This is a genomic window from Mycobacterium sp. TY814 (assembly GCF_030755175.1).
Taxonomy (GTDB): domain Bacteria; phylum Actinomycetota; class Actinomycetes; order Mycobacteriales; family Mycobacteriaceae; genus Mycobacterium.
In genome coordinates this window covers 238944-263168 of record NZ_JAUFRY010000002.1, presented here as the reverse complement: position 1 = coordinate 263168, position 24225 = coordinate 238944, and the positions used below count along the sequence as shown (strand labels likewise).

General features: G+C 64.6%; 26 protein-coding genes. 16 read left to right on the top strand and 10 right to left on the bottom strand.

Going from position 1 to position 24225, the window contains the following annotated elements; genetic code table 11:
- Positions 1 to 75: 75 nt before the first annotated feature.
- The 8 genes from QXH22_RS15080 to QXH22_RS15045 all read left to right on the top strand — a co-directional run bounded on the left by QXH22_RS15080 (position 76) and on the right by QXH22_RS15045 (position 6279).
- Positions 76 to 1185 (top strand): amidohydrolase family protein, encoded by a 1110-nt coding sequence (locus QXH22_RS15080; RefSeq protein ID WP_306276160.1) that lies wholly within the window; start codon positions 76 to 78, stop codon positions 1183 to 1185.
- A complete protein-coding gene (locus QXH22_RS15075) occupies positions 1091 to 2161 on the top strand; it encodes an extradiol ring-cleavage dioxygenase (RefSeq protein WP_306276159.1) in 1071 nt (356 codons plus the stop codon). The genes QXH22_RS15080 and QXH22_RS15075 overlap by 95 nt, the downstream gene beginning before the upstream one ends.
- Positions 2158 to 2994 (top strand): alpha/beta fold hydrolase, encoded by an 837-nt coding sequence (locus QXH22_RS15070; RefSeq protein WP_306276158.1) that lies wholly within the window; start codon positions 2158 to 2160, stop codon positions 2992 to 2994. The genes QXH22_RS15075 and QXH22_RS15070 overlap by 4 nt, the downstream gene beginning before the upstream one ends.
- Positions 2995 to 3062: 68 nt before the next feature.
- Positions 3063 to 4295 (top strand): aromatic ring-hydroxylating dioxygenase subunit alpha, encoded by a 1233-nt coding sequence (locus tag QXH22_RS15065; RefSeq protein WP_306276157.1) that lies wholly within the window; start codon positions 3063 to 3065, stop codon positions 4293 to 4295.
- Positions 4292 to 4792 carry an aromatic-ring-hydroxylating dioxygenase subunit beta gene (locus QXH22_RS15060; RefSeq protein ID WP_306244848.1) on the top strand — a complete coding sequence of 167 codons (501 nt, stop codon included), beginning with the start codon at positions 4292 to 4294 and terminating at the stop codon, positions 4790 to 4792. Before QXH22_RS15065 ends, QXH22_RS15060 begins: the two co-directional genes overlap by 4 nt.
- Positions 4789 to 5553 (top strand): SDR family NAD(P)-dependent oxidoreductase, encoded by a 765-nt coding sequence (locus QXH22_RS15055; RefSeq protein WP_306276156.1) that lies wholly within the window; start codon positions 4789 to 4791, stop codon positions 5551 to 5553. Before QXH22_RS15060 ends, QXH22_RS15055 begins: the two co-directional genes overlap by 4 nt.
- Positions 5553 to 5705, top strand: a complete 153-nt coding sequence (locus tag QXH22_RS15050) for a hypothetical protein (RefSeq protein WP_306276155.1) — start codon at positions 5553 to 5555, stop codon at positions 5703 to 5705. Before QXH22_RS15055 ends, QXH22_RS15050 begins: the two co-directional genes overlap by 1 nt.
- Positions 5706 to 5844: 139 nt before the next feature.
- Positions 5845 to 6279 (top strand): ester cyclase, encoded by a 435-nt coding sequence (locus QXH22_RS15045; RefSeq protein ID WP_306276154.1) that lies wholly within the window; start codon positions 5845 to 5847, stop codon positions 6277 to 6279.
- Positions 6280 to 6439: 160 nt separating this feature from the next.
- Here QXH22_RS15045 and QXH22_RS15040 read toward each other — a convergent pair whose 3' ends face one another.
- Positions 6440 to 7477: a phosphotransferase family protein gene (locus QXH22_RS15040; protein WP_306276153.1), complete on the bottom strand. Its 1038-nt coding sequence runs from the start codon at positions 7475 to 7477 to the stop codon at positions 6440 to 6442.
- The gene (locus tag QXH22_RS15035) at positions 7474 to 8403 is read right to left on the bottom strand and encodes a hypothetical protein (RefSeq protein ID WP_306244854.1); all 930 of its coding nucleotides are present in this window, start codon (positions 8401 to 8403) and stop codon (positions 7474 to 7476) included. The genes QXH22_RS15040 and QXH22_RS15035 overlap by 4 nt, the downstream gene beginning before the upstream one ends.
- Positions 8404 to 8593: 190 nt before the next feature.
- On the opposite strand from QXH22_RS15035, the gene QXH22_RS15030 reads away from it, so the two are divergent.
- Complete coding sequence (locus QXH22_RS15030) at positions 8594 to 9526, top strand: alpha/beta fold hydrolase (protein WP_306276152.1); 933 nt, start codon at positions 8594 to 8596, stop codon at positions 9524 to 9526.
- Positions 9527 to 9536: 10 nt separating this feature from the next.
- A complete protein-coding gene (locus QXH22_RS15025; RefSeq protein WP_306244856.1) occupies positions 9537 to 10334 on the top strand; it encodes an SDR family NAD(P)-dependent oxidoreductase in 798 nt (265 codons plus the stop codon).
- Between the two features lie 16 nt (positions 10335 to 10350).
- On the opposite strand, the gene QXH22_RS15020 is transcribed toward QXH22_RS15025, so the two are convergent.
- Genes QXH22_RS15020 through QXH22_RS15010 form a run of 3 tightly spaced genes read right to left on the bottom strand, consistent with a single transcriptional unit; the run spans position 10351 to position 13468 of the window.
- A complete protein-coding gene (locus QXH22_RS15020) occupies positions 10351 to 11253 on the bottom strand; it encodes a 1,4-dihydroxy-2-naphthoyl-CoA synthase (RefSeq protein WP_306276886.1) in 903 nt (300 codons plus the stop codon).
- Between the two features lie 2 nt (positions 11254 to 11255).
- On the bottom strand, positions 11256 to 12320 hold the full coding sequence (locus QXH22_RS15015) for a LuxR C-terminal-related transcriptional regulator (protein WP_306276149.1): 1065 nt from the start codon (positions 12318 to 12320) through the stop codon (positions 11256 to 11258).
- Entirely contained in the window at positions 12317 to 13468 is a 1152-nt protein-coding gene (locus QXH22_RS15010; RefSeq protein ID WP_306276147.1) for a LuxR C-terminal-related transcriptional regulator, read from the bottom strand. Before QXH22_RS15010 ends, QXH22_RS15015 begins: the two co-directional genes overlap by 4 nt.
- Positions 13469 to 13651: 183 nt before the next feature.
- Between QXH22_RS15010 and QXH22_RS15005 the strand changes: the two genes are divergently transcribed.
- The 6 genes from QXH22_RS15005 to QXH22_RS14980 all read left to right on the top strand — a co-directional run bounded on the left by QXH22_RS15005 (position 13652) and on the right by QXH22_RS14980 (position 19945).
- Positions 13652 to 14632 carry a zinc-binding dehydrogenase gene (locus QXH22_RS15005; protein WP_306276146.1) on the top strand — a complete coding sequence of 327 codons (981 nt, stop codon included), beginning with the start codon at positions 13652 to 13654 and terminating at the stop codon, positions 14630 to 14632.
- 85 nt (positions 14633 to 14717) lie between these two features.
- Positions 14718 to 15464: an enoyl-CoA hydratase/isomerase family protein gene (locus QXH22_RS15000; RefSeq protein ID WP_306276885.1), complete on the top strand. Its 747-nt coding sequence runs from the start codon at positions 14718 to 14720 to the stop codon at positions 15462 to 15464.
- 114 nt (positions 15465 to 15578) lie between these two features.
- Positions 15579 to 17279 (top strand): AMP-binding protein, encoded by a 1701-nt coding sequence (locus QXH22_RS14995; RefSeq protein ID WP_306276145.1) that lies wholly within the window; start codon positions 15579 to 15581, stop codon positions 17277 to 17279.
- Positions 17279 to 18472, top strand: a complete 1194-nt coding sequence (locus QXH22_RS14990; RefSeq protein WP_306276144.1) for an acyl-CoA dehydrogenase family protein — start codon at positions 17279 to 17281, stop codon at positions 18470 to 18472. The genes QXH22_RS14995 and QXH22_RS14990 overlap by 1 nt, the downstream gene beginning before the upstream one ends.
- A gap of 11 nt (positions 18473 to 18483) precedes the next feature.
- The gene (locus tag QXH22_RS14985) at positions 18484 to 19230 is read left to right on the top strand and encodes a CoA transferase subunit A (protein ID WP_306276884.1); all 747 of its coding nucleotides are present in this window, start codon (positions 18484 to 18486) and stop codon (positions 19228 to 19230) included.
- A 73-nt stretch (positions 19231 to 19303) separates the two neighbouring features.
- Positions 19304 to 19945, top strand: coding sequence for a 3-oxoacid CoA-transferase subunit B (locus QXH22_RS14980; protein ID WP_306276143.1), 642 nt, complete (start codon positions 19304 to 19306; stop codon positions 19943 to 19945).
- Positions 19946 to 19976: 31 nt separating this feature from the next.
- Here the strand turns inward: QXH22_RS14980 and QXH22_RS14975 are convergent, their stop codons facing one another.
- From QXH22_RS14975 to QXH22_RS14955, 5 genes are all read right to left on the bottom strand, one after another.
- Positions 19977 to 20747: a FadR/GntR family transcriptional regulator gene (locus QXH22_RS14975; RefSeq protein ID WP_306244869.1), complete on the bottom strand. Its 771-nt coding sequence runs from the start codon at positions 20745 to 20747 to the stop codon at positions 19977 to 19979.
- 122 nt (positions 20748 to 20869) lie between these two features.
- The gene (locus tag QXH22_RS14970) at positions 20870 to 21328 is read right to left on the bottom strand and encodes a MaoC family dehydratase (RefSeq protein ID WP_306276142.1); all 459 of its coding nucleotides are present in this window, start codon (positions 21326 to 21328) and stop codon (positions 20870 to 20872) included.
- 27 nt (positions 21329 to 21355) lie between these two features.
- Positions 21356 to 22249, bottom strand: coding sequence for an SDR family oxidoreductase (locus QXH22_RS14965; protein WP_306276141.1), 894 nt, complete (start codon positions 22247 to 22249; stop codon positions 21356 to 21358).
- Positions 22246 to 23379, bottom strand: a complete 1134-nt coding sequence (locus QXH22_RS14960) for an acyl-CoA dehydrogenase family protein (protein WP_306246385.1) — start codon at positions 23377 to 23379, stop codon at positions 22246 to 22248. Before QXH22_RS14960 ends, QXH22_RS14965 begins: the two co-directional genes overlap by 4 nt.
- A gap of 18 nt (positions 23380 to 23397) precedes the next feature.
- Positions 23398 to 24192, bottom strand: coding sequence for an enoyl-CoA hydratase-related protein (locus tag QXH22_RS14955; protein WP_306244874.1), 795 nt, complete (start codon positions 24190 to 24192; stop codon positions 23398 to 23400).
- Between the last annotated feature and the right edge of the window lie 33 nt (positions 24193 to 24225).

Here is a 24225-nt window from a genome sequence, read left to right as displayed (position 1 = left end):
GGTCCCAACATTGTGCATGCATATCTTGAATTATGTATGCACAATAGCTATCGTCGGTACAACTGCCTTTCCCACTTGTTGCGTGGAGCGACCGCCATCAACACTCAACCGCCCGCCGCCATCGGCATCATCGATGTCCACACCCACGCGATCGATGAGGTCCTACCGGATCTGCACGCGTCCTATCCGGACGACCTGTGGCCCGGCATCGAGCGGATCGGCGACACCGAGGCGATTCTGCTGTTCGGCGGACAGCACTACCGTCGCATCGATCACCGGTGCTGGTCCCCCACCCCCCGCATTGCCGACATGGATCGCGAAGGCATTGCCGTGCAGGTGCTTTCGCCAGTTCCTGTCACGTTCTGTTACCGGGCATCGGCGGGCGGCGCGGCCGAACTGGCGTCGGTTCAGAACGAGTTCTTCGCTCGAATCATTCACCAGCACCCGACCCGATTCGCCGCGCTTGGCGCTGTTGCGCTGCAGGATCCCGACTGGGCCGTCGACGAGATGCGCCGGTGCATGCGCCACCGTGGCTTCCTCGGCGTGGAGATCGGTTCGCGCGTCGGCGACACCGAACTCAGCGACCCAAGCCTCGATCGTTTCTTTGCTGCTGCCCACGAACTCGACGCCCTGGTTCTCGTCCACCCCAGCGACCAGGACCTTCCACCGCGGATAAGGAATCTGGGACTGGGCTTCGGCGCGGGTATGCCGATTGAGACAGCCTTGGCGGCGGCGGCGCTATTGATCGGCGGCGCACTCCAGCGCCGCCCCGAAGTGCGAATCTGCCTGGCGCACGGAGCAGGTGCGCTGCCGGCGCTACTCGGGCGACTCGACAAAGGGGCGGTCGTCGCCGGCATGGCAGCCGACTCACCCGAGTTACCAAGCCGACTGGCCCGCCAACTGTGGTGTGACAGCTTGACCTACGACCGCGGGGCATTACAGACCGCAATCGACGTATTCGGCACCGACCACGTCGTCTTCGGCTCCGACTACCCCTTCGTCGCGATGCCCGAACCGCTCGACGACATCGTCGCCACCCTGCCCGACGGTCTGCGTCGCAAAATCTGCCGGACGAATATGGAGGAGCACAATGGCCGAGTTCCTGGGTCTGGGCCTGACTCACTACCCGCTGCTGGCCGGCACCGACGAGCACATGGCGGACCTGTTGCGCTGGACGCTGGCTGATCCCGATATCCCCACCGCGGCAAAGGATCCCGCCAACTGGCCGGCGGCGATGCGGGCCGAGTGGGACAGCGGCGTCGCCGCAGCGGCCAGACACCGTAAGTTACTGGTAGAGAACCTTTCCCGCTGCCGCGATGCCCTCGACGACTTCAGCCCCGACGTCGTGGTGGTCTGGGGTGACGATCAGTACGAGAACTTCCGCGAGGAGGTCGTGCCGCCGTTCTGTGTGCTCGCCTACGGCGACGAGACCGTCCACCCATTCGAGTTGATGACCCGTCGCGGTAGCCCGAACGCGTGGGGCCTGCCCGACGACACCACCATCACGTTGCACGGCGACGCCGAGAGTGCTCGCCGGCTGGCGAACGACCTGATCGGCCGGGGATTCGACGTCGCCTACTCCTACCGAAAGCGGCGCGACGCACCGTTTCCCCACGCGATCGTCAATACCCAACTATTTCTGGACTACCCCGATGCCGGAGCGCGCTTCAACTACCGGCTCATCCCGATCACCGTCAACTGCTACGGCCAGCACGCGATCGCCCGCCGAGGGGGCCTGGCGCGATTCGCCGACATCGTCGACGAACGGCTCGACCCCTGTGGGCCCACACCCGCACGCTGCTTCGCGCTGGGCCGGGCGGTCGCCGAAGCGTTCCGCGACACCGATCTGCGTGTGGCATTGGTGGCTTCCTCGAGTTGGTCGCACGCGTTTCTCACCGACAAGACCTGGCACATAACCCCCGACACCGCCGCCGACCGGCGGCTGTACCAGCAATTCGTCGACCGTGACTACGCCACATGGCAAGCCACACCCAGCCGCGACATCGTCGACTCGGGCCAGCACGAAATGCTCAACTGGTTCTGCCTGACCGGTGCGGTTGATGAACTGGGTCTGGACCTCGCGTGGTCAGAGCTCGTCACCACGGATGTCTTCAACTCCAACAAGTGTTTTGCGGTGTTCACCGAAGGAGGATCACGATGACGGCAACCGTCGCAGCCAACGTGCTGCAACCACGCACCATAACTGCCGGAGGCATCGAAACCAGTTACCTCGAGGCCGGCGCCGGCGAACCGGTTGTGATGCTGCACGGCTCGGGCCCCGGCGTATCAGCGATCGCCAACTGGGAACGCAACATTGGCATGCTGTCCCGGCGATTCCGGGTACTCGCGCCCGACATCGTCGGATTCGGCGATACCGCCCGACCGCGTGACGTCGTCTATTCCCTGCGCAGCTGGACCGATCACATCTGGGCCTTCTTCGATGCACTCGGCATCGAAAAGGCCGCTATCGTCGGCAACTCGCTGGGTGGGCGCATCGCGCTGCAGATGGCCACGGACGACCCGGACCGGATCACCAGGATGGTGCTCATGGGCGCACCCGGTGTCGGCATGACACTGACCGACGGCCTTGCCGCGCTGCGCGCCTACACACCTTCGCGTGGTGCAATGAGTGATCTGCTGCGCGACTACTTCGCCGTCGATCCGGCGACGATCACCGACGAGCTTGTCGAAATCCGTTACCAGGCAAGCATCGCCGATGGCGCCTACCAGGCGTACCGTGCCATGTTCTTTGATCCACGGCACGCCGGGTCCCAGCTTGGTATCACCGAAGACGAGGTGCGCGCCATCACCACGCCCACCCTGCTGGTGCACGGGCGCGAAGACAAGGTGGTGCCGGTGCAGGTCTCGGTCACGATGCTGGGGTTGCTACCGAATGCCGACCTGCACGTGTTCAGCGCGTGCGGGCATTGGACTCAGATCGAGCGCGCAGACGAATTCTCCGCGCTGGTCACCGACTATCTGTCCCGCCGATGAGCACCGGCATCCAACCGCGGCCGAGGAACGAGGTAGCGGCGCAGCTGCCTCTGGTCGTGGATGACCCTGTGTCCCAGCGCTTTCGGGTGCACCGCTCGGCTCTCACCTCGCCCCAGGTGCACCGGGCCGAGGTGGAGCGGATCTTTTCCCGATCGTGGCTCTACGTCGGACACGAATCCGAGATTCCCGAGCCGGGGGACTTCGTCCGGCGGCCGGTCGCCGGGCGGCCGATCTTCATGGTCCGCGGGGTGAAAACCGGTAACGTCAACGTATTCCACAACACCTGCACGCATCGCGGCGCGGTAGTGTGCCGGCAGGAATCCGGCAATTCCAAGGTGTTCCAGTGCTTCTACCACGCGTGGACCTTTGACTCCGAAGGCCGGCTCAAGGGGGTGCCAGACCGCGACGGCTACGCCGGCGGGCTGAACTTCGACGAGCTGGGACTCAAGCGGGTGGCGCGCGTGGAGTCCTACCGGGGCTTCGTGTTCGCCTGCTTCGACCCCGACATCGAGGATCTGCCGACCTATTTGGCCGGTGCCAGACATTACCTCGATCTCGTCGTCGACGGCTGCGGTGGATCGGTCGAGATGGCGCGTGGCACCAATCAGTACAGTTTCGCGGCCAACTGGAAGCTGTTGGTGGAGAATAGCTTCGACGGATACCATGCGGAGTCCACGCACGACACCTACTTCAAGTATCTGGTGTCCATCGGCACCGATCTGCACGGGGGTGTCAGCGGCCGAGCCGTCAACCTGGGCAACGGTCACGCCGTAATCGAATACAGCTCCCCCTGGGGGCGACCGGTCGCAAAGTGGGAGCCGTTGTTCGGCGATGATGCCCGCGCCGAAATCGACAGGCTGCGCGCGGATCTGGTTGCCCGCTACGGTGAGCAACAGGCCCACGCGATGGCCGAGGTCAACCGCAACCTGCTCATCTACCCCAACCTGATCATCAACGACATCATGGCCGTGACCGTGCGCACCTTCTACCCGCCCGCACCCGATACGGTTGACGTCACCGCATGGGCATTGGCCCCCAGCAAGGAGGCCCCTTCCCTGCGTCATCGCCGACTCGACAGCTTCCTGACATTCCTGGGCCCGGGCGGCTTTGCGACGCCCGACGACGTAGAGGCGCTGGAGTCCTGTCAGCAGGGCTTCAGCAGCGGCGGAGTCGAATGGAACGACATCTCCCGCGGCATGGGCCGCGTTCCGATGGCCAACGACGAAGAACAGATGCGCGCATTCTGGCGCCGCTGGCAGCAGCAGATGGGCACCGCCGCTGACCTGACGGGTGCCCAATGACCGCCGCGCCCGTGCCGCAGCAGGCGTTCTCAAGAGAGCAGGTCGAGGAATTCCTGTATGCGGAGGCGGCATTACTGGACACCTGGGCCCTCGACGAATGGCTCCTGCTGTTCGACGGGGACGCCAAGTACGAGGTGCCCTGCAACGACGCACCCGACGGCGACCCCGCCCACGACCTGATGCTCATCGACGACAACCACGTGCGACTGACGGCCAGGGTTGCCCGACTCAACAGCCGACGCGCCCACCGCGAATACCCGCATTCCCGAACCAACCATCAGGTTTTCAATGTCCGGGTGAATCCATCAGACGACGGCATCGCGGTGACCGCGTCGTTCACGGTGTGGCGGTTCCGCGCCGGACGGACCAGTTGTTATGTGGGCCGATACCACTACCGGCTACGCCACCGCGACGGCTGCTTTCGGATCGTCAGAAAGCGGGCCGAATTGGACATGACCGACTTACGTTCGGTGGCCGACGTGGCGATCATCCTGTGAGCGGCGCACTCCGCGGGCGAACGGCCGTCGTCACCGGCGCCGGATCCGGCATCGGCATGGGAATCACGGCGCGACTGATCGCCGATGGCGCTGCGGTTTTCGCGGCCACACGCTGCCAGGAAGACTTGGAGCGCGCCTGCGAACATGCACCCGTTGCCGGCGGATTCATCGGCGATCTCCACCGTCCCGGCACGGCCGACGATCTCGTGACCGCGGCGATCCGGGCGCTCGGCCACGTCGACATCCTGGTCAACAACGCCGGCGGCGGCGTGATCCGCCCCACCCTCGAGCACACCGAGGAGACACTGCGGGCGACCGTCGACAACAACCTGTGGACCACCATCTACTGTGTGCGGGCAGCGCTGCCGCACATGGTGTCTCGTCGTCATGGTCGCATCATCAACATCGGCGCCGACTCGGTGCGCACCGGGTTGATGGACCACGCCATGTACAACGCCGCCAAGGGCGGTGCGCACGCGATGGTTGCCGGGCTGGCACGCGAGTTCGCCGCAGCAGGCATCACCGCGAACACCGTGGCGCCGTGCTACGTGCGCACACCGGAATTGGCAACACTGCTCGAATCCGGCCGAACACCAATTCGACTGGCGCAGGTCATCGAACAGGGTACGGCCATGGTGCCGCTCGGACGCCCAGGCGATCCGACCGAGGTGGCGGCGGCGGTCGCGTTTCTGGCCGGCGAAGACAGCCGGTTCATCACCGGGCAGACGATCTATGTCAACGGCGGCAGCAGCATGGGCTGATGGTGATCTCGACCACCACTGACATCGTGCTCTTCGACGCGCCGGGCCCGATGGTGCCGGTCTATCCTGGCCGCACATCTGCGGCCCACATCGACGAACTCGGCTCGGTCGAAATATCTTTCGCCGAACTCGTCGTCCCGTCGACGACCTGATCAGCGTCATCGCGCTTGGCATACTCCGGTCGTCGGGCCGTCCCCAAAATACCTCCCGTTAGGGGGACGAGTCACCTACGGTGACGGCGTTAAGGTGGGTCCGCGCTTCAGACCGGCCGGTAGCGAAAGGACCATTTTCATGACCGCGGAAATCACCGACATCTGCGCCTACCCCGCACGCTATTTCGCCGCGTGGAACCAGCGCGATCTCGCCACCGCACTGGCCGCGATCGCGGAAACGGTGCACTGGGAAGATCCGTCGTTGCCCGCACCGATCACCGACCACGAGCAGGCCGGCGGATTCTTCACCGCAGCGTGGTCCGGTTTTCCCGATCTGACCTTTCACGCTGTCGGTGAGCCGCTGGTGGATGTTCTCAATCGTAGGGTGTCACAGGAGTGGCGGATGGTCGGAACCCACAGCGGCGAAGGGTTTCCACCCGGTGTCGCGCCGACCGGCCGTCAGTTCGACATCCCGGGAACCGACGTCTGGCAGGTCGACAACGACGGGCGGGCCGCATCTGTGCACGCTTACTGGAATCTCGGCACGCTGCTGACCCAACTCGGCCTGGCCTGAGCATCTGGTTCGTTCAGCCGGAGATACTGCGCGTCGAGCCAGGTGGGGCTACACGCTGTGCGGCGGCGATGCCCGGTTCAGGAACGGTCACAGCAGTTCTTCGACAGGACCTATCGCGGCCGAGACGGCGCCACCACCAGCCCCCTTTCACCGGGTAACCTCACGTCCGCTGGGGATGTGCGCTGAGCCCGGCGCAGGTCTCCCCCGCCCGCAGAAATGCAGCCACCAGCGCAGGGTCGGCGAAGTATGGATCTCCGGAAGGCGTTTCGGCGCGACGGCGCCCGTACTCGTAGAGCGCCGCCAATTTGAATTGCGCCATGGCCGAATACCATTCGATGTTTCTCGGCACAGTTCCGGTCCGCTCGCTGTAGCGGGCGAGCAACTCGACGCGGCTGGGATAACCCTCTTCCAGAACTGCGACACCCATGCCGGCCGTAGGCGTGAGCGCCTCACCGGGGGCCGGATAGGACGACAGGAAGTAGCCCAGGTCGAACAGCGGGTCCCCGATCGTCGCCAACTCCCAATCCAGCACCGCCGCCACCCGCCCCGGCGGTGTCGGGCGGATCATCATGTTGCCCAACCGAAAATCGTTGTGGACGATAGCCGCCCCTGATTCCGCCGGCGTGTGGTGCACCAGCCAGTCGGCCAACCGCGCAAAACCATCGGGAAGTCGGCCATCGCGCTCGATGAGTGCGCGGACCCGGCGCAAGTGCCGGGAATTGAAGCCTTGGGGTTTACCGAAGTCGCCCAGGCCGATCCCGGCCCAGTCGACGGCGTGCAAATCTGCCAGTGCGTCGATCACCGATTCAGCGATCTGGCACCTGGCGGCCGGGTAGTTCAGCGGTTCTGGCGTCGACTCGGTGATCACCACGGCATCGATGAACTCGGTGACGACGAGTGGCACGTCCACGATCTGTCCCGGCTCGGCTACCGCGAGAACCCGCGGCACCGGCACCGGAGTGGCGGCCAGCGCCGTCAGCAGCCGAACCTCTCGCACGACGTCATGGGCGCCGACAGGCACCGGAGGGGGCGGCGGGCGACGGACCACCACCGTTCGGTCGCCGTCCGACACCACATAGGTCAGGTTGGAATGACCGTCCCCGACCGCCCGGGCGTTCACCCGGGGACCGCACCCGGCCCGTTCGGCCAGGAACTTGCCCAGCCGTGAAAGTTCATCCGGCGACCATTCCCATGTCACCGGAAACTCCCGGACTGCACCAGATGCTCCAGGTATGAACCCACCCAATGTGTTTCGAACTGGCCCGCGCCCTGTTCGCCGTCGATCGTCGCCCGGCACGCGGCCTCCCGGATGACCGTGGCCATCGGGTCATGGCTTGGTAACTCCACGACCCCGAACGCCTCGAGTTCGACGTTGGTGCTGCCACCGGCGACATCGATCAAGGTGGCCGAAAGACGCTGTTGGCGCATCTGGCTGTCATACTCGGCGCGATGATCGATGCTGCGGACGGCAACCGTCACCCCATCGCGCGCAACATACCCACCGAAGCCCCATTCCCCCTTGGCTATCCAGATCCATCCGTTGACAGCCACTCCGTTCGGGGTGTACGCGACAAACCACTTCCAGTGCTGTGGAGCCCCCCAATCCCGGACCCCCCACGAGTGGTCCCGGTGCCCCGGTCCGTTCAGTTCGATGCGGCGATCACCGACGCGCACATAACCCTGCACCAATCCGGTCTGCTCCATCCGGTTCTCGGCAAACCATGCCGGCAGGCCGTCTGGATTCACGCGATAGCTGAACGCGTCGTGCAGCCCGTCGAATTCATACTCGATCGCGACATCGTCACGGTGATAACTCAGGCCGCACGACTGCAGCGGCTTCGGCTGCCGCAACGACAAACCGTCGAATTCGAATCGGTCCAGGTCGACGTCGTCAGCGATGCGTCCCGAGTTCAGGTGCAGCGCTAAAGGATCAGGCCCGGCACCCCACACGACGACGTTGTACCCCACGCGGCCGCGATCGGTCATGTAGAGGTACACCTGCACACCCAGCTCTTCTTCCGGCACGACCACTTCCCAGAACAGACTGTCGCGCATCCGCTTGCCGGGATCCGGGCGGTGCCGCAGATCGTCGAGCGCACGGAGCGCCGTTGTGGTGTCAACCATTTCGCGACTCCTCCGGATCGGCTGCGCGCAATCAGTGACCGCGCCGGGAGCACCCACCGACCCCTGTCCATCACGCTATAATGGTCAGACCATTTACTCAAGCGCGTGTCTTGACTAATTCGGTCTGACCATTTTAATGTTGCACTGTGCCTTTCGAGCCCTGGCGCCGACTGCCGGACGCGCTCCGGTGATGGATCCCATCGCGCTGCCCTTCCGTTCCGCGGACGGTAGCCGACTCGTCGGCTACCACTGGGCAGCCCCGGATGAACGGCCGCGCGTAGGCGTTGTCGCACTGGTCCACGGTATGGGTGAACACGTCCGCCGATACGACCATCTCGCCGAGATCCTCAACTCGCACGGCTTCGAGGTGTACGGGCATGACCACCGCGGACACGGCACTTCCCTGGGCCCTGACCAGGAACCTGGACACCTGGGTCCCAACGGTTGGCGCGCGCTGGTCGACGACTTGAACCTGGTGATCGCCCGGGCACGGTCGGACCATCCGGACCTGCCCGTCGTGATGCTCGCGCACAGCATGGGTTCGTTTGCCGCTCAACAGTTTCTGCTCGATCACCAGGTGGACGGGGTCGCTCTCACCGGAACGGCGGCCGTCGACCTGCTGGAACCGGCGTTGGATCTTTCGGGGGACCTTTCGAGTGATCTGGACCTGTCGGCCTTCAATGCGGGCTTCCGCCCGGCCCGGACGGAATTCGACTGGCTCTCCCGTGACGAGGCGATCGTCGACGCCTATGTCGCGGATCCGTTGTGCGGGTTCGGCATCGACACCGCGTCGCTCAAGGACATGTTTGCCGGTGCCCGGCGGCTCGCGGATCCCGACCAGGTGGCACGCATGCGCCGCGATCTGCCGGTGTACGTGGCAGTCGGATCCAAAGACCCGGTCAACGGCGAACTCGCCTTGTTGTGGGCCCTGGTGGATCGCTACCGAGCAGCCGGCCTCGACGACGTCACCGTTCGCGTCTACGACGAGGGCCGCCACGAGATCCTCAACGAGATCAACCGGGCAGAGGTGATCGACGACCTGGTGCAGTGGCTGCGGCGAATATCCGCGCCCGGCGCCATCAGTGCCACTGCGCCTGCGTCACAGCAGACTCAACAACCGTGAGGACGGATCGATGACTGATAACCGCACCGAACTGCCGGCACCCAAGCACCTTGACGCATCGACCGCGCTGATCGTCGGGGGCACCGCCGGGATCGGGCTGGCTTCTGCACAGGCACTGGCCGCGGCCGGCGTGCCCCGGATCGTGGTCGTGGGTCGCAACGCCGAGCGTGGCGAACTCGCCGCCAAATCGATTGCCGAACTGGGTGCGGTAGCTCACTTCGTCGCCGGCGACGCGACCTCCCCAGCGGGCGCGGCCGCTGTGGCGGCACAGGCCGACGATATCCTTTCGGGTATCGACATCCTGATGTGCACCACCGCCGCCGACGTCCGGCCGGAGCTTTTCATCAACATCCCGTCAGCCGAAATCGGGCGCATACTCAATGAATTGGCGCTGCCATCGATGCATATGGCCAGTGCGGTGCTACCGGGCATGCGTGATCGCCGCGGCGGCGTCATTGTCAACGTGGCGTCGGATGCGGCCAAGACCGCCACGCCGGGCGAAGCGGTCATCGGGGCCGCGAAGGCGGCCATCGTGATGTTCACCCGAACAATCGCGATCGAAGAGAAGCGTTATGGCATCCGCGCCAATGCGTTGACCCCGTCGCTGGTGCACGGCACCGCCTCGACCGAACGCATCACCTCCGACGGGTTCAGCGGCAAGCTGTTCGCCCGAGCAGCTCAGCAGGCACATCTCGGTGTGCCGACCGCCGACGACATTGCCGCTCTGACGGTGTTTCTGTGCAGCCCGGCGGCCGGCCGGCTGACCGGGCAAGCCATCAGCGTCAACGGAGGCATCTCTGCGGCATAGTCGCCGCCTGAGGCACCTAGAAATACCGCGGGAACGGCGTCCAGTCCGGCGCGCGCTTGTCCAGGAACGCGTCTCGGCCCTCTACCGCCTCATCGGTCATGTACGCCAAGCGAGTCGCCTCCCCGGCGAACAGTTGCTGACCCACCAGCCCGTCATCGAGCAGGTTGAACGCGTATTTCAGCATCCTCTGCGCCTGAGGCGATTTCGCGTTGATCTCGGCCGCCCACTGCAGTGCCACCGTCTCCAGATCGATGTGGTCGACCACCTCGTTGACCGCACCCATGCGATTCATCTGCTCAGCCGTGTATGGCCGGCCCAAGAAAAAGATCTCGCGGGCGAACTTCTGACCCACCTGACGGGCCAGGTACGCGCTCCCGTAACTGCCGTCGAAACTTCCGACATCTGCATCCGTCTGCTTGAAGCGGGCATGCTCACGGCTGGCCAGGGTTAGGTCGCAGACCGAGTGCAGGCTGTGCCCGCCACCCGCTGCCCACCCGTTGACCAGGCAGATCACCACCTTCGGCATGAACCGGATCAGCCGCTGCACCTCCAGGATGTGCAACCTGCCGGCGCGCGCGACGTCAATGGTCTCGGCGGTCTCACCGGCGGCGTACTGGTAGCCACTGCGGCCGCGGATGCGCTGGTCGCCACCTGAGCAGAAGGCCCACACACCGTCTTTGGGCGACGGCCCATTGCCGGTCAACAACACGACTCCGATTTCGGGGGACATCCGGGCGTGATCCAACGCGCGATAGAGCTCGTCGACGGTGTGCGGCCGAAAGGCGTTGCGCACCTCGGGCCGATTGAAGGCGACGCGCACCGTCGGCTGCGTTACGTGGCGGTGATAGGTGATATCGGTCAGATCGGCGAATCCGTCCACCGGGACCCACGCTGACGGTTGAAAAGGGTTGTCGTTCAAAGTCACCCGCGTGGCCGCCGTGGTTTGACCTCGTCCATGTAGAGTGCGATCGCCTCCGACCGATTGATAGCGCCGATCTTGCGCAGGATCCGTTTGACATGAGTCTTGACCGTTTCGACGGTGATGACGAGTTCCTGGCCGATCTCCGCGTTGGACGCTCCCAGGACCAAGAGCTCAAAGACTTCACGCTCACGGTGCGACAGGGTGGCGGCCAGCGCGGAATCCGCCGCGTTGTTCGCGGACTCGACCCGGGTGTCGTATTCGTCGTCGAAGCTGATCGCTGCCGCGGCGATACGGTCTGCCTCCTCGGTCAGCCGTGCCGCTGCACGGGCGATCGTGGTCCGCTGCTGCTGCACCCGTTCGGTATTCAGCATCCTCTCGTGGAGCAACGAGTAGGCGGAGGCAAATGCATCGAGCAGATCGACGTCCTCGGCAGATACGCCTTCTTCGCTGCGACGACCGACGTGGAGCAGCGCTACCACCCGCGATTTCGCGATTACGGGAGCGACGAGATACCGCGCCGAGCCGAGCAACTCCCGATAGCCGGGCGCCCCGGGCATCTCAGCTTCGTTGGTGCGCACCGTGTCGCACAGGCGAATGCAGGACCGTTCGGCTGGGCAGTCGCGACGTGCGATCACGGTGGGCCCGCCTACGCAGTGATCGGATTCCTCGACGACAAAACCGTCGTCTTCGACAAACGACAACAACGCCGTATCGAAGCCGAGCACGTCACACAGTTCGGTACAGGCTTGGCGGCCCAGCCCCTGCAATGAACCGGCTTTGCGCATGCGGCGCACGCCCGCGGTCAGCCATCGCACCACATCGACGCGGTCACTGTCCCGCATCTGGCGCGCTTCGACCTGCGCCTGCAGGAAATCCATCACAGATCGGTGTGCGCTCGCTGAGACGGCATCACGCTCACTGCCTACCAATCGTTCTGTCGTGGCGGCCGACATCGAGATGGCTTCGTCGAGAGTCGTCGCACCAGCGGAGCGGGCGACACCGAATTTGTCACACACCTCTTGATCGAGTTCGTTGAGCCGGGCCACCATGGCGCGAGCGTTCATCGCGCCACTCCTACCTCACCGGCGATACCCGCATAGGTCGCGACGGCGGCAGCCCGACTTGACGTATTGAGCTTCTTGGCAATGTGTTTCAAGTGGGACTTCACCGTCCCTTCGGAGATCACCAGGTACCGGGCGATCTGGCTGTTGGTCGCCCCGGTCGCCACATGAGACATGATCTCCCGCTCGCGTTGAGTCAGGGCGTGCACTGCGGGTTGACTGACAACAGTTTTCGTCTCGTGACGCCGTCCGGCGGCCTCGGCAGGCAGCGACCACAACACCGATCGCGCCGAGCGGCTGAGTAATCCATCTACGTCGCCGCACAGGTTTTCGACTTCGATGCGCTGTTGTTCGGACTTCTCTTCCAGCGCTGCACTTTCAAACGCCACCGACAGACACTCGGCGAAGGCCTCCAATTGCTCGAGGTGATCCATCGTCACTATGCCGTGGGGCTCTGGACGGTCGACGTGAAGAATCCCGATCGCCCTGCCCTGAACCGTGATCGGAGCGCCGATATAGCCGAAGCAGCCGGAGACCTCCATGATCTCTCTGAATACCCGTTTGTCGTTGACCGGCGAGGGCGCGAAGACGCCGCACCGCTTTCGCACGAGTTCGGTCTCCAAAGGAGCGTCCGCCAACTGAATGTGACGTCCTTTTATGTACTCACGCAGCGATCGTGAATGACGATCGGACCCTTGGTCTTCGATATGCACATGCTGGGGCAGCCACAACGAACCGCGCACGCTCGAGATCATTGCCCGCGCAAACGCCAACTCCCGACTCAGCACCTCCGGCGCGGCTTGGATCATCTGGCGTGGCGGTAGCCCCCGCAGGTACCCCAGCGCATGACGAATCTCAGCCATGGATCTGACTCGGCGAGCCAGATCGTTGTCGAGAAGTTCGCACTGCAACTTCAGGATCGAGATCAGGATCTCGGCAGTTTTCGCCCAGTCTTCTGTCGGATCGGAGGGCAGCGCGATCCGTTGCTCGAGCGCCTGCCGGAGGTTGTCCAACTGGTGTCCGAACGCAGCCGGCGTCAGATCGGGAGCAGATACTTTGAGGTGTTCAGCGGCGGCCGCGACAGTAGCCTCGGCGCGCGCAACCACCCGCGGGTCCTCGGCGATTGCGGATATAAGCGTTCGCGAGTCCATCGTCACTCCTCTGACTGGAACGGCTTCGTACGATAAACGGTCATACCATTGAACCAAAGCATAACGCAGGTGTAACCGAGGCCACAATGGGCGCCCGGAATTTTGTCTGTGCACCGTTGCCCTCCCGATCGCTTGTATCCACCGTAACTGCAATGGTCTAATGGTCAGACCGAAGGAGGCTTTGTGCACGCTGTCGTCATGCATGAGTTCGGCACCGCGGAGGTGCTGCAACCGGGTGAATTTCCCAACCCCGTCCCGCGCCCCGGCTGGGTGACGGTGGCGCTCCGCGCCAGCGCGCTGAACTGGCACGACGTATTGGTTCGCCAGGGCCGCTACCACTCGCCGCTGCCCCACGTCATCGGCGCCGACGGAGCCGGAGTGCGCACCGACACCGGAGAGCCCGTGGTGGTCCTGCCCTCGCTGAACTGGGGCGCCCGCAACGAGGCGCCCGCCAGGGGGTGGGAGATTCTGGGCGACCGCACCCCCGGCACCTATGCCGAACTGGTCAGCGTGCCCGCTGAGTGCCTGGCCCCCAAGCCAGCGGGACTGAACTGGGCCGAGGCGGCGGCGCTGCCGCTCGTCGGCCTCACCACTTACCGTGCTCTGTTTGTCCGCGGACGGCTAAGGGCCGGTGAATCGATGTTGGTGATCGGTGCCGGCGGCGGGATCGCCACGATGGCGATCGCGCTGGCAACCGCCGCCGGCGCGAGCATCACGGTGACCTCGTCGTCCGACATCACCATCGAGCGGGCCGTTTCCGCCGGAGCGCGTGGCGGCGTGCTGCACAGCGAGCCGGAGTGGCCCGAGCACGCCCTTTCCATGTCACCCGAGAACGGGGGATTCGATCTCATCCTCGATCCGGTCGGCCGCTGGAGTGAATCCGTGCGCGCGCTGCGGCCGGGGGGCCGGCTGGTGGTCTTGGGAGCCAACGCCGAACAGACCGCCCAGATGGACATCCGCGGCTTCTATTTCGGCCAATTCGATCTACTCGGCACCACCATGGGCAGCGGCAGGGATTTCGCCGGGCTGCTCGACATGATCGATCGGTGCTCGGTGCGCGCACCGACGATCGACCGCGCGTTCAGCCTCGACCAGGCCGCCGAGGCCCACGAGTACCTCGAGCACGGGCGCGCGTTCGGCAAATGCGTACTGACACACGACTAGGAGGCCGACCGTGAACCAATCCCCCGAGCTGGTCAACTACCGTCTGGAAACGGCGGTCCAGGGCGCCGCCGAAGACGGCGCGGCCATGGTTGCCTACCTGACGCTCAACGACCCCGACCGCCGCAACGCGTTGTCGGACACGCTGCTCGATCAACTCGGAATAATGCTGCAGCGCGCCGCGTCCGACCCCCGGGTCAGGGTCATCGTGCTGACTTCGTCGCACCCGCGGATCTTCTCTTCGGGAGGAAACCTCGACGCATTCGCTGACGATCGCCCGACGATGGCCAAATATGCTGGACTACAACGCTTTCCGGCTCTATTCCGCACACTGACCGGCATAGAAAAACCGGTGGTGTGTGCCGCCAACGGTGACGTGCTGGCCGGCGCGCTGGGCATCGCATTAGCCTGCGACCTGGTCATAGCTAAATCGTCGATCCGGCTCGGCTGCCCCGAGATCAACGTGGGCGCCTTTCCATTCATGATCTCGGCATTGATCTTCCGAGCCACGGGCCGACTGATCGCCAACGAGCTGATGATGACTGGCCGACTCATCAGCGCCGGCGAGGCGGCCGGCGCCGGGTTGGTCAACAAGGTGGTACCCGATGCAGACTTCGACGACGCCGTGCGCCAATGGGTTTCCGACATCGCCGTCAAGTCACCATTGCTGCTCGGCATGGGCAAGCGCGCACTGGCCGCCACCCGGGATCTGCCGCTGGAATCGGCGCTGGACTACCTGCAGGCCCAACTCGCCCTGGCTTTCACCACTCAGGATCTGGCCGAAGGAGTACTGGCCTTCAAAGAAAAGCGATCCCCGCAGTGGCGCAACGCCTGACCGTCGACTATCACAATATATCGTTGCCGTTTCGGTCTGACCATTATATAGTTTGATCGATTGTGGCTCCTCGCCCGTCCGGCGGGCGGATCCCGAGAACCAAGGACATGCGCGATGAAACCGAGTCCGTACACCACCCGCTACAACCCTCACGAGATCGAGCACTACTACCGCTCGGGGTTGTGGTCCACCGAGTCCTTCCACGACCTGCTGACTCGCCGCGTCGACGAAAGCCCCGACAAGGTCTTCGCAACCGATGGAACGCGATCGCTGACGTACCGCGAGCTCTTCGAATCAGGCCAGCGACTGGCTGTCGGGCTACACCGCCGCGGCCTGCGAAGCGGTGACACCGCCGCCGTGCAGTTGCCCAACTGGGTGGAGTTCGTCCAGGTGCTGACCGCGCTATCGCGATTGGGCGTCATCATGGTTCCGATCATGCCCATCTACCGGCATGAAGACGTCAGCTACGTCTTGTCCAATGCCGGGATACGAGCCGTGTTCACTGCGGCATCCTTCGGCAAGTTCGACTATCTGGATATGTATCTTGGCCTGCGGCAGGAACATCCAGATCTGATGGTCGTCGTCGCGCGGCCCGACGGCGGCGCCGAACAGGCCGTCAGCGCCAACGCCGGCGTGTTCACCCTGGACCAGCTGGAAGCCGGCACCGACGACGACAGTGCCCAGAAGGAACTCGGCAGCCCGCCCAGCCCGGACGACCCGTTCGTCATCGTGTACACCTCGGGAACCACCTCACGATCCAAGGGGTGCGTGCACACCTTCAACACGTATTGTGCGGGCTCGCGCGCGCTGATCGAACCGTTCGGCTACACCTCCGACGATGTCCAGTTCGGCCCCTCACCCATCGCCCACACCACCGGGCTGGTCACCAGCGTGTTGCTGCCGATGCTGACCGGGGCGTCGACACACCTCATGGCAAAGTGGGACCCGACTCGTGGCATCGACGAGATCCACCGCTTCGGCTGCACCGCGGCGGTCACCGCTCCGACCTTCCTGCACGGCCTGTTGGCCGAATACGACCCCGAACGCCATGACCTGTCGACGTTGCGTATGTGGACGTGCGCCGGCGCGCCCATCCCCGCCGCGGTCGTCGAGCGAGCCTGTGAAAAGCTGCCCGACGTCAAAGTGCTGAGCCTCTACGGACGCAGCGAAAATCTGGTCACGACAACGTGTTCAGTCACCGACGACGTCTCGCGCGCCCTCACTTCCGATGGCAGGGCACTTCCTGGATCCGAGGTCAGGATCGTCAGCGCGGACGGCAACGAAGTTCCCCGCGGCACCGAGGGCGATATCGCCTATCGCGGCCCTGCCCACATGATCGAATATCTGGCCAACCCCGAGGAGACTGCCGCGCTGTTCACCAACAGCGGCTTCTCCCGGTCCGGCGACCTGGGAACGATGACCGACGACGGATACGTGCGGGTCACGGGCCGGACGAAAGACATCGTCATCCGCGGCGGCATGAACATCAGCGTCCGCGAGATCGAGGACCATCTGGCGCACCACCCGTCGCTGCACGCTTCGTCTGTCGTGGGCATGACCGACGAGCGACTCGGCGAGAAGGTGTGTTGCTATCTGGTCGCCGCCCCGGGACACGACGCCCCGACGGTCGACGATGTCCGCGAGTTCTTGCTGGCACGCGGCATGCCGATCCAGAAAACACCGGAACGAGTGGTCGTGGTGGACTCACTGCCCATGACGGCGACCGGCAAGGTCCTCAAACACGAGCTACGCAAAGACATAGAACAGCGCCTCCGCGACGAAGCAGCCGCGCAAGAGGTAGCGGGCACCCGCTGATGGAACTCAAAGACAGTGCAGCAGAGGCACAATTCCGCGCTGAGGCGCGCGCATGGCTGCAGGACACGTTGCCGCGTCTCGGTGGACCCGAGCCCGCACTCCTCGAGGACAAGCTCGACTACTGGCGCACCTGGCAGCGACTGCTCCACGCCGGCGGATACGCGGGGTTGTCCTGGCCGCGGGAGTACGGCGGAGGTGGGGCCGATGCCAAGCTGCGTGCGGTGTTCAACGAAGAGCTGGACCGTTCCGGCGCGCCGGAGCGGCTCAACATCATTGGTGAGGACTTCGCCGGGCCCACGATCATCGAGTTCGGCACACCCGCCCAACAACAGCGCTACCTCCCGCCGATCCTCACCGGCGACGAGATCTGGTGCCAACTGTTCTCGGAGCCCGAAGCGGGTTCCGACCTGGCCTCGTTGCGCACCACCGCGACGAAAGTGCCCGGGGGGTGGCAGATTCAGGGCCAGAAGATCTGGACCAGCCGCGCCCAATTGGCCGCCCACGCGATCCTGCTCGCCCGCACTGGCGGAGGCCCGCGGCATCGCGGCATCACGTATTTCCTGCTGAAGATGGATACTCCGGGCGTGAAAGTCCGCCCACTGGCCCACATGCTGGGCGAGGCCGAGTTCAACGAGGTGTTCCTCGATGCGGTGTTCATCCCCGATGACTGCGTTCTCGGTGATGTCGACGGCGGCTGGCGGGTGGCGATGGGCACTCTGGCTTACGAGCGGGTCGCCATCGCCACCGGCCGGGTCAACACCACAGGTGCGGTCAACGATCTCGTTCGTGAGATCGCGGACCGCAGCGCCGACGACGGCAGTCCGCTGGGCGCCGATCCCCTGGTACGGCAACGGATCGCAGATCTGTACGGACGGGCTTTCGTGCACTACCTGATCGGACAACGGGTCATCGCCGGTGCCGCCGGTGCCGGGCCGCCAGGGCCCGTCACCTCGATAGGCAAGCTCTACTTTTGCCCGCTGGTTGAAGACATCGCCGACTTCGGTCTGGAGCTCGATGAGATGGGGGGACAGTTCGCGCCGGCCGAGAAGGGTTCCGCTAATTCGTCATCGACGTCCCAACAGCGGTGGCTACGGCTCGCGTACCAGGCCCGGGGCACCGCCATCGCCGGCGGGTCAACGTTCATTCAGCGCAACATCGTCGCCGAGCGCATCCTCGGCATGCCCAAAAACTGAGGCGGGTGACGATGGACAAGGTCGTGGCCACGACAGCGGACGCCGTTGCCGACGTGCGGGACGGGTCGTCCATCGCCGTCGGCGGGTTCGGATTGTGCGGTATCCCCCAGGCGCTCATCGTGGCGCTGCTGGAGCGGGGAGTCGGCGATCTGGAAACGGTCTCGAACAACCTGGGCGTTGACGGGATCGGCCTGGGGGTGCTGCTGCAGCACAAGCGGATTCGCCGCACCATCAACTCCTATGTCGGGGAGAATAAGGAATTCGCCCGGCAATACCTGGGCGGCGAGCTCGAGTTGGAGCTGACTCCGCAGGGCACGCTGGCCGAGCGGTTGCGCGCCGGCGGAGCCGGCATCCCCGCCTTCTACACCCCGGCCGGGGTGGGGACCCAGGTGGCCGAGGGCGGTCTGGCCTGGCGATACCACCCGGACGGTACGGTGGCGGTTGCCTCACCTCCGAAGGAGACCCGCGAATTCGACGGTCTTACTTACGTTTTGGAGCGAGCCATCCGAACCGACTTCGCGCTGGTGCACGCCGTCAAAGGTGACCGACACGGCAATCTCGTGTACCACGCCGCGGCCGCGAACTTCAACCCTGATTGCGCCGTAGCGGGACGCGTCACTATCGCGCAGGTCGAGCACCTCGTGGAACCGGGCGAGATCGACCCCGCCCAGGTGCACACCCCGGGCATCTTCGTGCAGCGGGTGGTGCATGTGCCCAATCCGGTGAAGCAGATCGAAAAAGAGACGGTACGTAAATGAGTACCGCCGGCGACGATGCAGCGCGAAGCGATGAGGTGGGGGTACCGCCCGCGTGCGGGGGAGAGCGGCGTAGATGAGTTGGAGCAGAGACGAATTGGCTGCTCGAGTCGCCACCGAACTGCGCGACGGGCAATACGTCAACCTTGGTATCGGGTTTCCCACACTGATCCCGGGCCACATCCCCGCCGACATCACCGTCGTCCTGCACTCCGAAAACGGGATTCTCGGCGTGGGGCCGTATCCACGGCGCGAGGACCTCGACGCCGACCTGATCAACGCCGGCAAGGAGACCGTCACCACGTTGCCAGGAGCCGCGTTCTTCTCCTCGTCGTCGTCCTTCGGGATCATCCGCGGCGGGCACCTCGACATCGCCGTGCTCGGCGCCATGCAGGTGTCAGCGACCGGTGACCTGGCCAATTGGACGATTCCCGGCAAGATGATCAAGGGCATGGGCGGAGCAATGGACCTGGTGCACGGCGTTGACCAGGTTTTCGTGATGATGGAGCACGTCGCCAAGGACGGCAGCGCGAAGATCGTCGAGCGTTGCACGTTGCCCCTGACCGGCAGACGCTGCGTGAACCGAATCTTCACCGATCTCGCCGTCATCGACGTTGCCGCCGACGGTCTACACCTGATCGAGACCGCACCCGGTGTCAGCGTTGACGAGGTAGTCGCCAAAACCGAACCGCCCCTTGCGCTTCCTGCCGTGCGGTGAAAACCACCGACGGCAATCGGGGAACTACCGCTCAGTCTCCGACGGTGATCGCATTTCGGTCGTCCACGGCCAGTGCAGCCTTGGCATAGCTGTGCACGTGGCGACGCATTCGCCTGCTTGCCGCCTCGGCGTCGCGGTTGCGGATGGCTGTCGTCACCGACTTGTGTGCCCGCAAGGTGATGCCGCGCACGTTGTCGTCGACGAATGCCGCATTCTCGGTTCCGGCATAGATCGCCTGCGACAACGCGGTCATGAACCCGATCAACAATTCGTTGTGGCTGGCCTTCGCGACGCCTACGTGCCAGTCGAGATTGGCCTGCAGGAATGCCGACAGGTCCGCGTCTGGGTCGGCGATGTCGGCGTTGGCCTTGTCGAGTATCGCGAGATCTTCGTCGGTGCGTTTGCGGGCAGCCGACTCGGCACAGAAAGGCTCCAGCGCCTCACGGGTTTCCATCAAATCAGCCAACTTGATGCGTTGGCCCCTGATCAGCAGGCTCACCGAACTCGCCATTGATTTGGTCGTCGGTCGCTGAACGACTGCCCCACCCGACCGGCCAGTCCGTACCCGAACCAGATTCTGCACCTCGAGGATCCGCAACGCCTCGCGAACCGTGGCCCGGCTCATCTGCGTCTGCTTGACAAGCTCGCGCTCGGCTGGAAGCGCAAACCCTTCCGCCAGCTCGCCGCTGAGTATGCGCTCGCGCAGCTCTCGCGCCAAGACATCAGACGCCTTGGGCACATCGACAGGCTTGAGCAGAACATCCGAACGTGCTGTGGCCGAATCAGCCTCGACTGCGTCCATCAGTCCTCCGTCCGGGTCCATTCACCCTGCGTCTTGGCCAGCCTTTGTTAAAGGTAAGGCCAATATTAAGGTTAGCCTATTGCGGCGAGATCTCACGCCGGGGGCGCGGGGGTTGCGTCACCCTAGAACACCATTCGAGCGATCGACTCCGCGACCGCGGCCGGCTTGACCGAGCCCTCGAGTTCGACCGTCTGACTTACGGTCAGGTCAACCGTGGTGTCGTTCACCTTGGCTGCGTCGACGAGTTCAGATCGGACGCGCACGCGCCCACCGGCGGGAACCGGGGTCAGGAACCGCACTCTATTGAGTCCGTAGTTGATACCCATTTTCGCATTGTCGACGCGGTAGTTTGCCTTGCTCATACCCGGGATCAACGACAGCGTCAAGAAGCCGTGAGCGATCGTCGACAGATACGGGCTTTCGGCACGGGCCCGCTCGACATCGACGTGAATCCACTGATGATCGCCGGTGGCGTCGGCGAAGGCGTTGATGCGGTCCTGATCGACTGCGAACCAGTCCGAGACGCCGAGTTCACTACCGACGGCATCGATGGCGTCCTGGATGGAGGAAATGATCCGCATTTGCACCTCTCTGCTTGCCGCAGCCGGCTACACCGACCGGGATGCCTTCGTCGCCGCCGATGCCGCTTTGCTGCGCTCGCGCGCGTGCGCCCAGTCGTCGTCACTCATCGCCGACAGCCCGGCGAACGTGTTGGGGCCGGCGAGCCGCTGGCCCCCGTCCATCGCTATCGTCTCGCCAGTGAGGTAATCACACGCGTCGCTGAACGCGAAGATGGTCAAGTTGGCCAGTTCCTCGATGGTTCCCGGCCGGCCCAGCGGAATTTGGTCGGACTGGGTCGCACCGACTGAGCTGCTGTCGGTCGGGTTCAGCATCTCCCAGGCATAATCGGTTGGAATCGGGCCGGGCGCAAGGGCATTGAGGCGAATGCCGTAGCGGCCCCACTCGACCGCCAACGACATCGTCATCGCGTGCACGGCCGCCTTTGCCATGGCAGAAGGCACGACGTAGGCCGAGCCGCTCCAGACCCAGGTGGTCAGGTTCGACAACACCGATCCGCGCAGGCCCTCAGAGATCCAGCGCCTGCCGACAGCCAGCGTCGTATTGAACGAACCGGTCATCACCGTCGACGTGACCGCATCAAAGGCGCGGGGGCTCAAACTGGCCGTGGGCGCAATGAAATTCGCGGCGGCGTTATTGAGCACGCCGGTCAAGGGACCGTGTTGATCCCAGATCTCCGCGACCGCGGCGTCGACGAGGTCGAAGTCCCGCACGTTCACCGGCTGCCAGTGGACGGCGCCAGCCCGCTCGGCCGAAATCTCGGCGGCTGCCTCGGCCAGAACAGATTCCCGTCGGCCCCACAGATGTACCTGGGCCCCATGGGCGACAAGCTTGGCGGCAACCCCGCGGCCCAACCCGGTGCCGCCTCCGGTGATCAAAATGCGCTTGCCGTCCAGCACCATCGGATCGAATATGCGGGTCATAATCCCAGGCTCTTCCCGATGATCTCGCGCTGAATCTCGTTGGCGCCGCCGTAAATCGGCGGCGCCAAGGCCTTGCGGACCTGCGCTTCCATCCCGAACTCGATGCTGTAGCCGTTCCCGCCCATCAGCTGCACCCCCTCCAGCGCCGCCCGTTTGGCAACCTCGGTGCACTTGAGTTTGGCGATGGAGCCCTCCCGCGCGAGCTGATCTTCGTGACCGGCATCGATCTGTGCGGCCACCTGATACACGTATGCACGACAACATTCGATCTCGGCAACCAGGTCCGCCAGCCGATGGCGAACCGCCTGGAAGCTGCCGATCGCCCTGCCGAACTGCTCGCGGGTGTGGACGTAGGCGATGGTGTCCTGCAGCGACCGGCGCGCCGCACCCAGCGACATCGCCGCGATGATGAGCCGCTCGACGTTCAATCCGCGCATCAGCCGGTGCCAGGCGTCGCCGATCCCGCCGACGACATTGGCGGCGGGAACGGCGACGTCGGTGAAGAAGACGTCGTTGACGGTATGACCGTCCATGGTCTGGATGGCCTTGATGTCCAGTCCGGGTGTCGAGGTCGGCAGGTACAGCAGCGTCAGGCCGTGGTGCTTTCCGGCGTTGGGGTCGGTGCGGGTGAGCACCAGCAGATGATCGGCCAGGTGTGCGGCCGTAATCCACGTCTTCTGGCCGTTGACGACGAAGCGGTCACCGTCGCGGACCGCGCGGGTTCGCACGGCGCCCAGATCAGATCCCGCGCCCGGCTCAGACAATGCGATCGCTTCGAACCGCCCGGCGCACAGGTTGCCCACTACCTCACTCTTCTGCGCCTCAGTGCCGTGGCGCAGATAGGTCTGCGCCGCCGTCAATCCGGTTCCGTAGGCGTGGATCGGCGCCTGGCCCCGCGCGGTCTCTTCGAGGAAGATGCACTCTTCGACCATTCCCGCACCGCCGCCGCCGTACTGCGAGGGTATCGAAACACCCAGCCAGCCAAGGTCGGCGAGCTTGAGCAGCAATTCGGAGCTATTGGATAGCTGTCCGCCATCGGTCAACTGTGCTCGCTGCTCGGCGGTGCCGCAGGTATCGGCGCAGAAACCCTCGATGGCGCGGGCGAACCCGCGCTGCTCGTCGGTGAACATCGCGGCGGACGGCATAACTCAGTTGCCCCGGTACGCGGCGAATTCGGGGGCCCGCTTCTCGTTGAACGCCGCGACACCCTCCTGCGCTTCCGGCGTGTCACCGAACATCTTCAGCGTCGAGTACGCCATCTGACCGACCGAAGCGAACTGCTCGGTGTCGGTGTTGAACGACTGCTTGAGGACCTTCAACGCCGTCGGCGAGAGCATCAAAATCTCATCGGCCCATGCTCGCACCTCGGACCTGAGCTGATCGGCCGGTACCACCTTGTTGACCAGCCCCCAGTCGGCAGCCTGCTGCGCCGAATACCTGCGGCACAAGAACCAGATCTCACGTGCACGCTTTTCGCCGACCACCCGCGCCAGAAAACCGGTGCCGAAGCCCGCGTCGAAGGAGCCGACCCGCGGGCCATTCTGACCGAACACCGCCGTCTCGGCGGCGATGGTCAAGTCGCACAACACATGTAGGACATGGCCACCGCCGATGGCGAACCCGTTGACCGCCGCGATGACCGGCTTGGGGACGTCCCGGATTACCCGATGCAGCGTATCCACCTCGAACAAACCGGTTTCGGAGGGCCCGTAGTCGCCGGTCTCGGCGCGCTGCTTCTGGTCGCCGCCCGTGCAAAAGGCCTTCTCGCCGGCCCCGGTGAGGCAGATCACCCCGACTTCTGAACTCCCCCAGGCCAATTTGAAGGCCCGGATGAGCTCGTCGAGGGTGCGAGCCCGAAATGCGTTGTAGCGCTCGGGCCTATTGATGGTGATCCAGGCAAGGCCCCTGTCGACCTCGTAGGAAATATCAGTGAACTCGGTCATCAAGTTGCCTCTCCACGTTGAAAGTCACAGCCA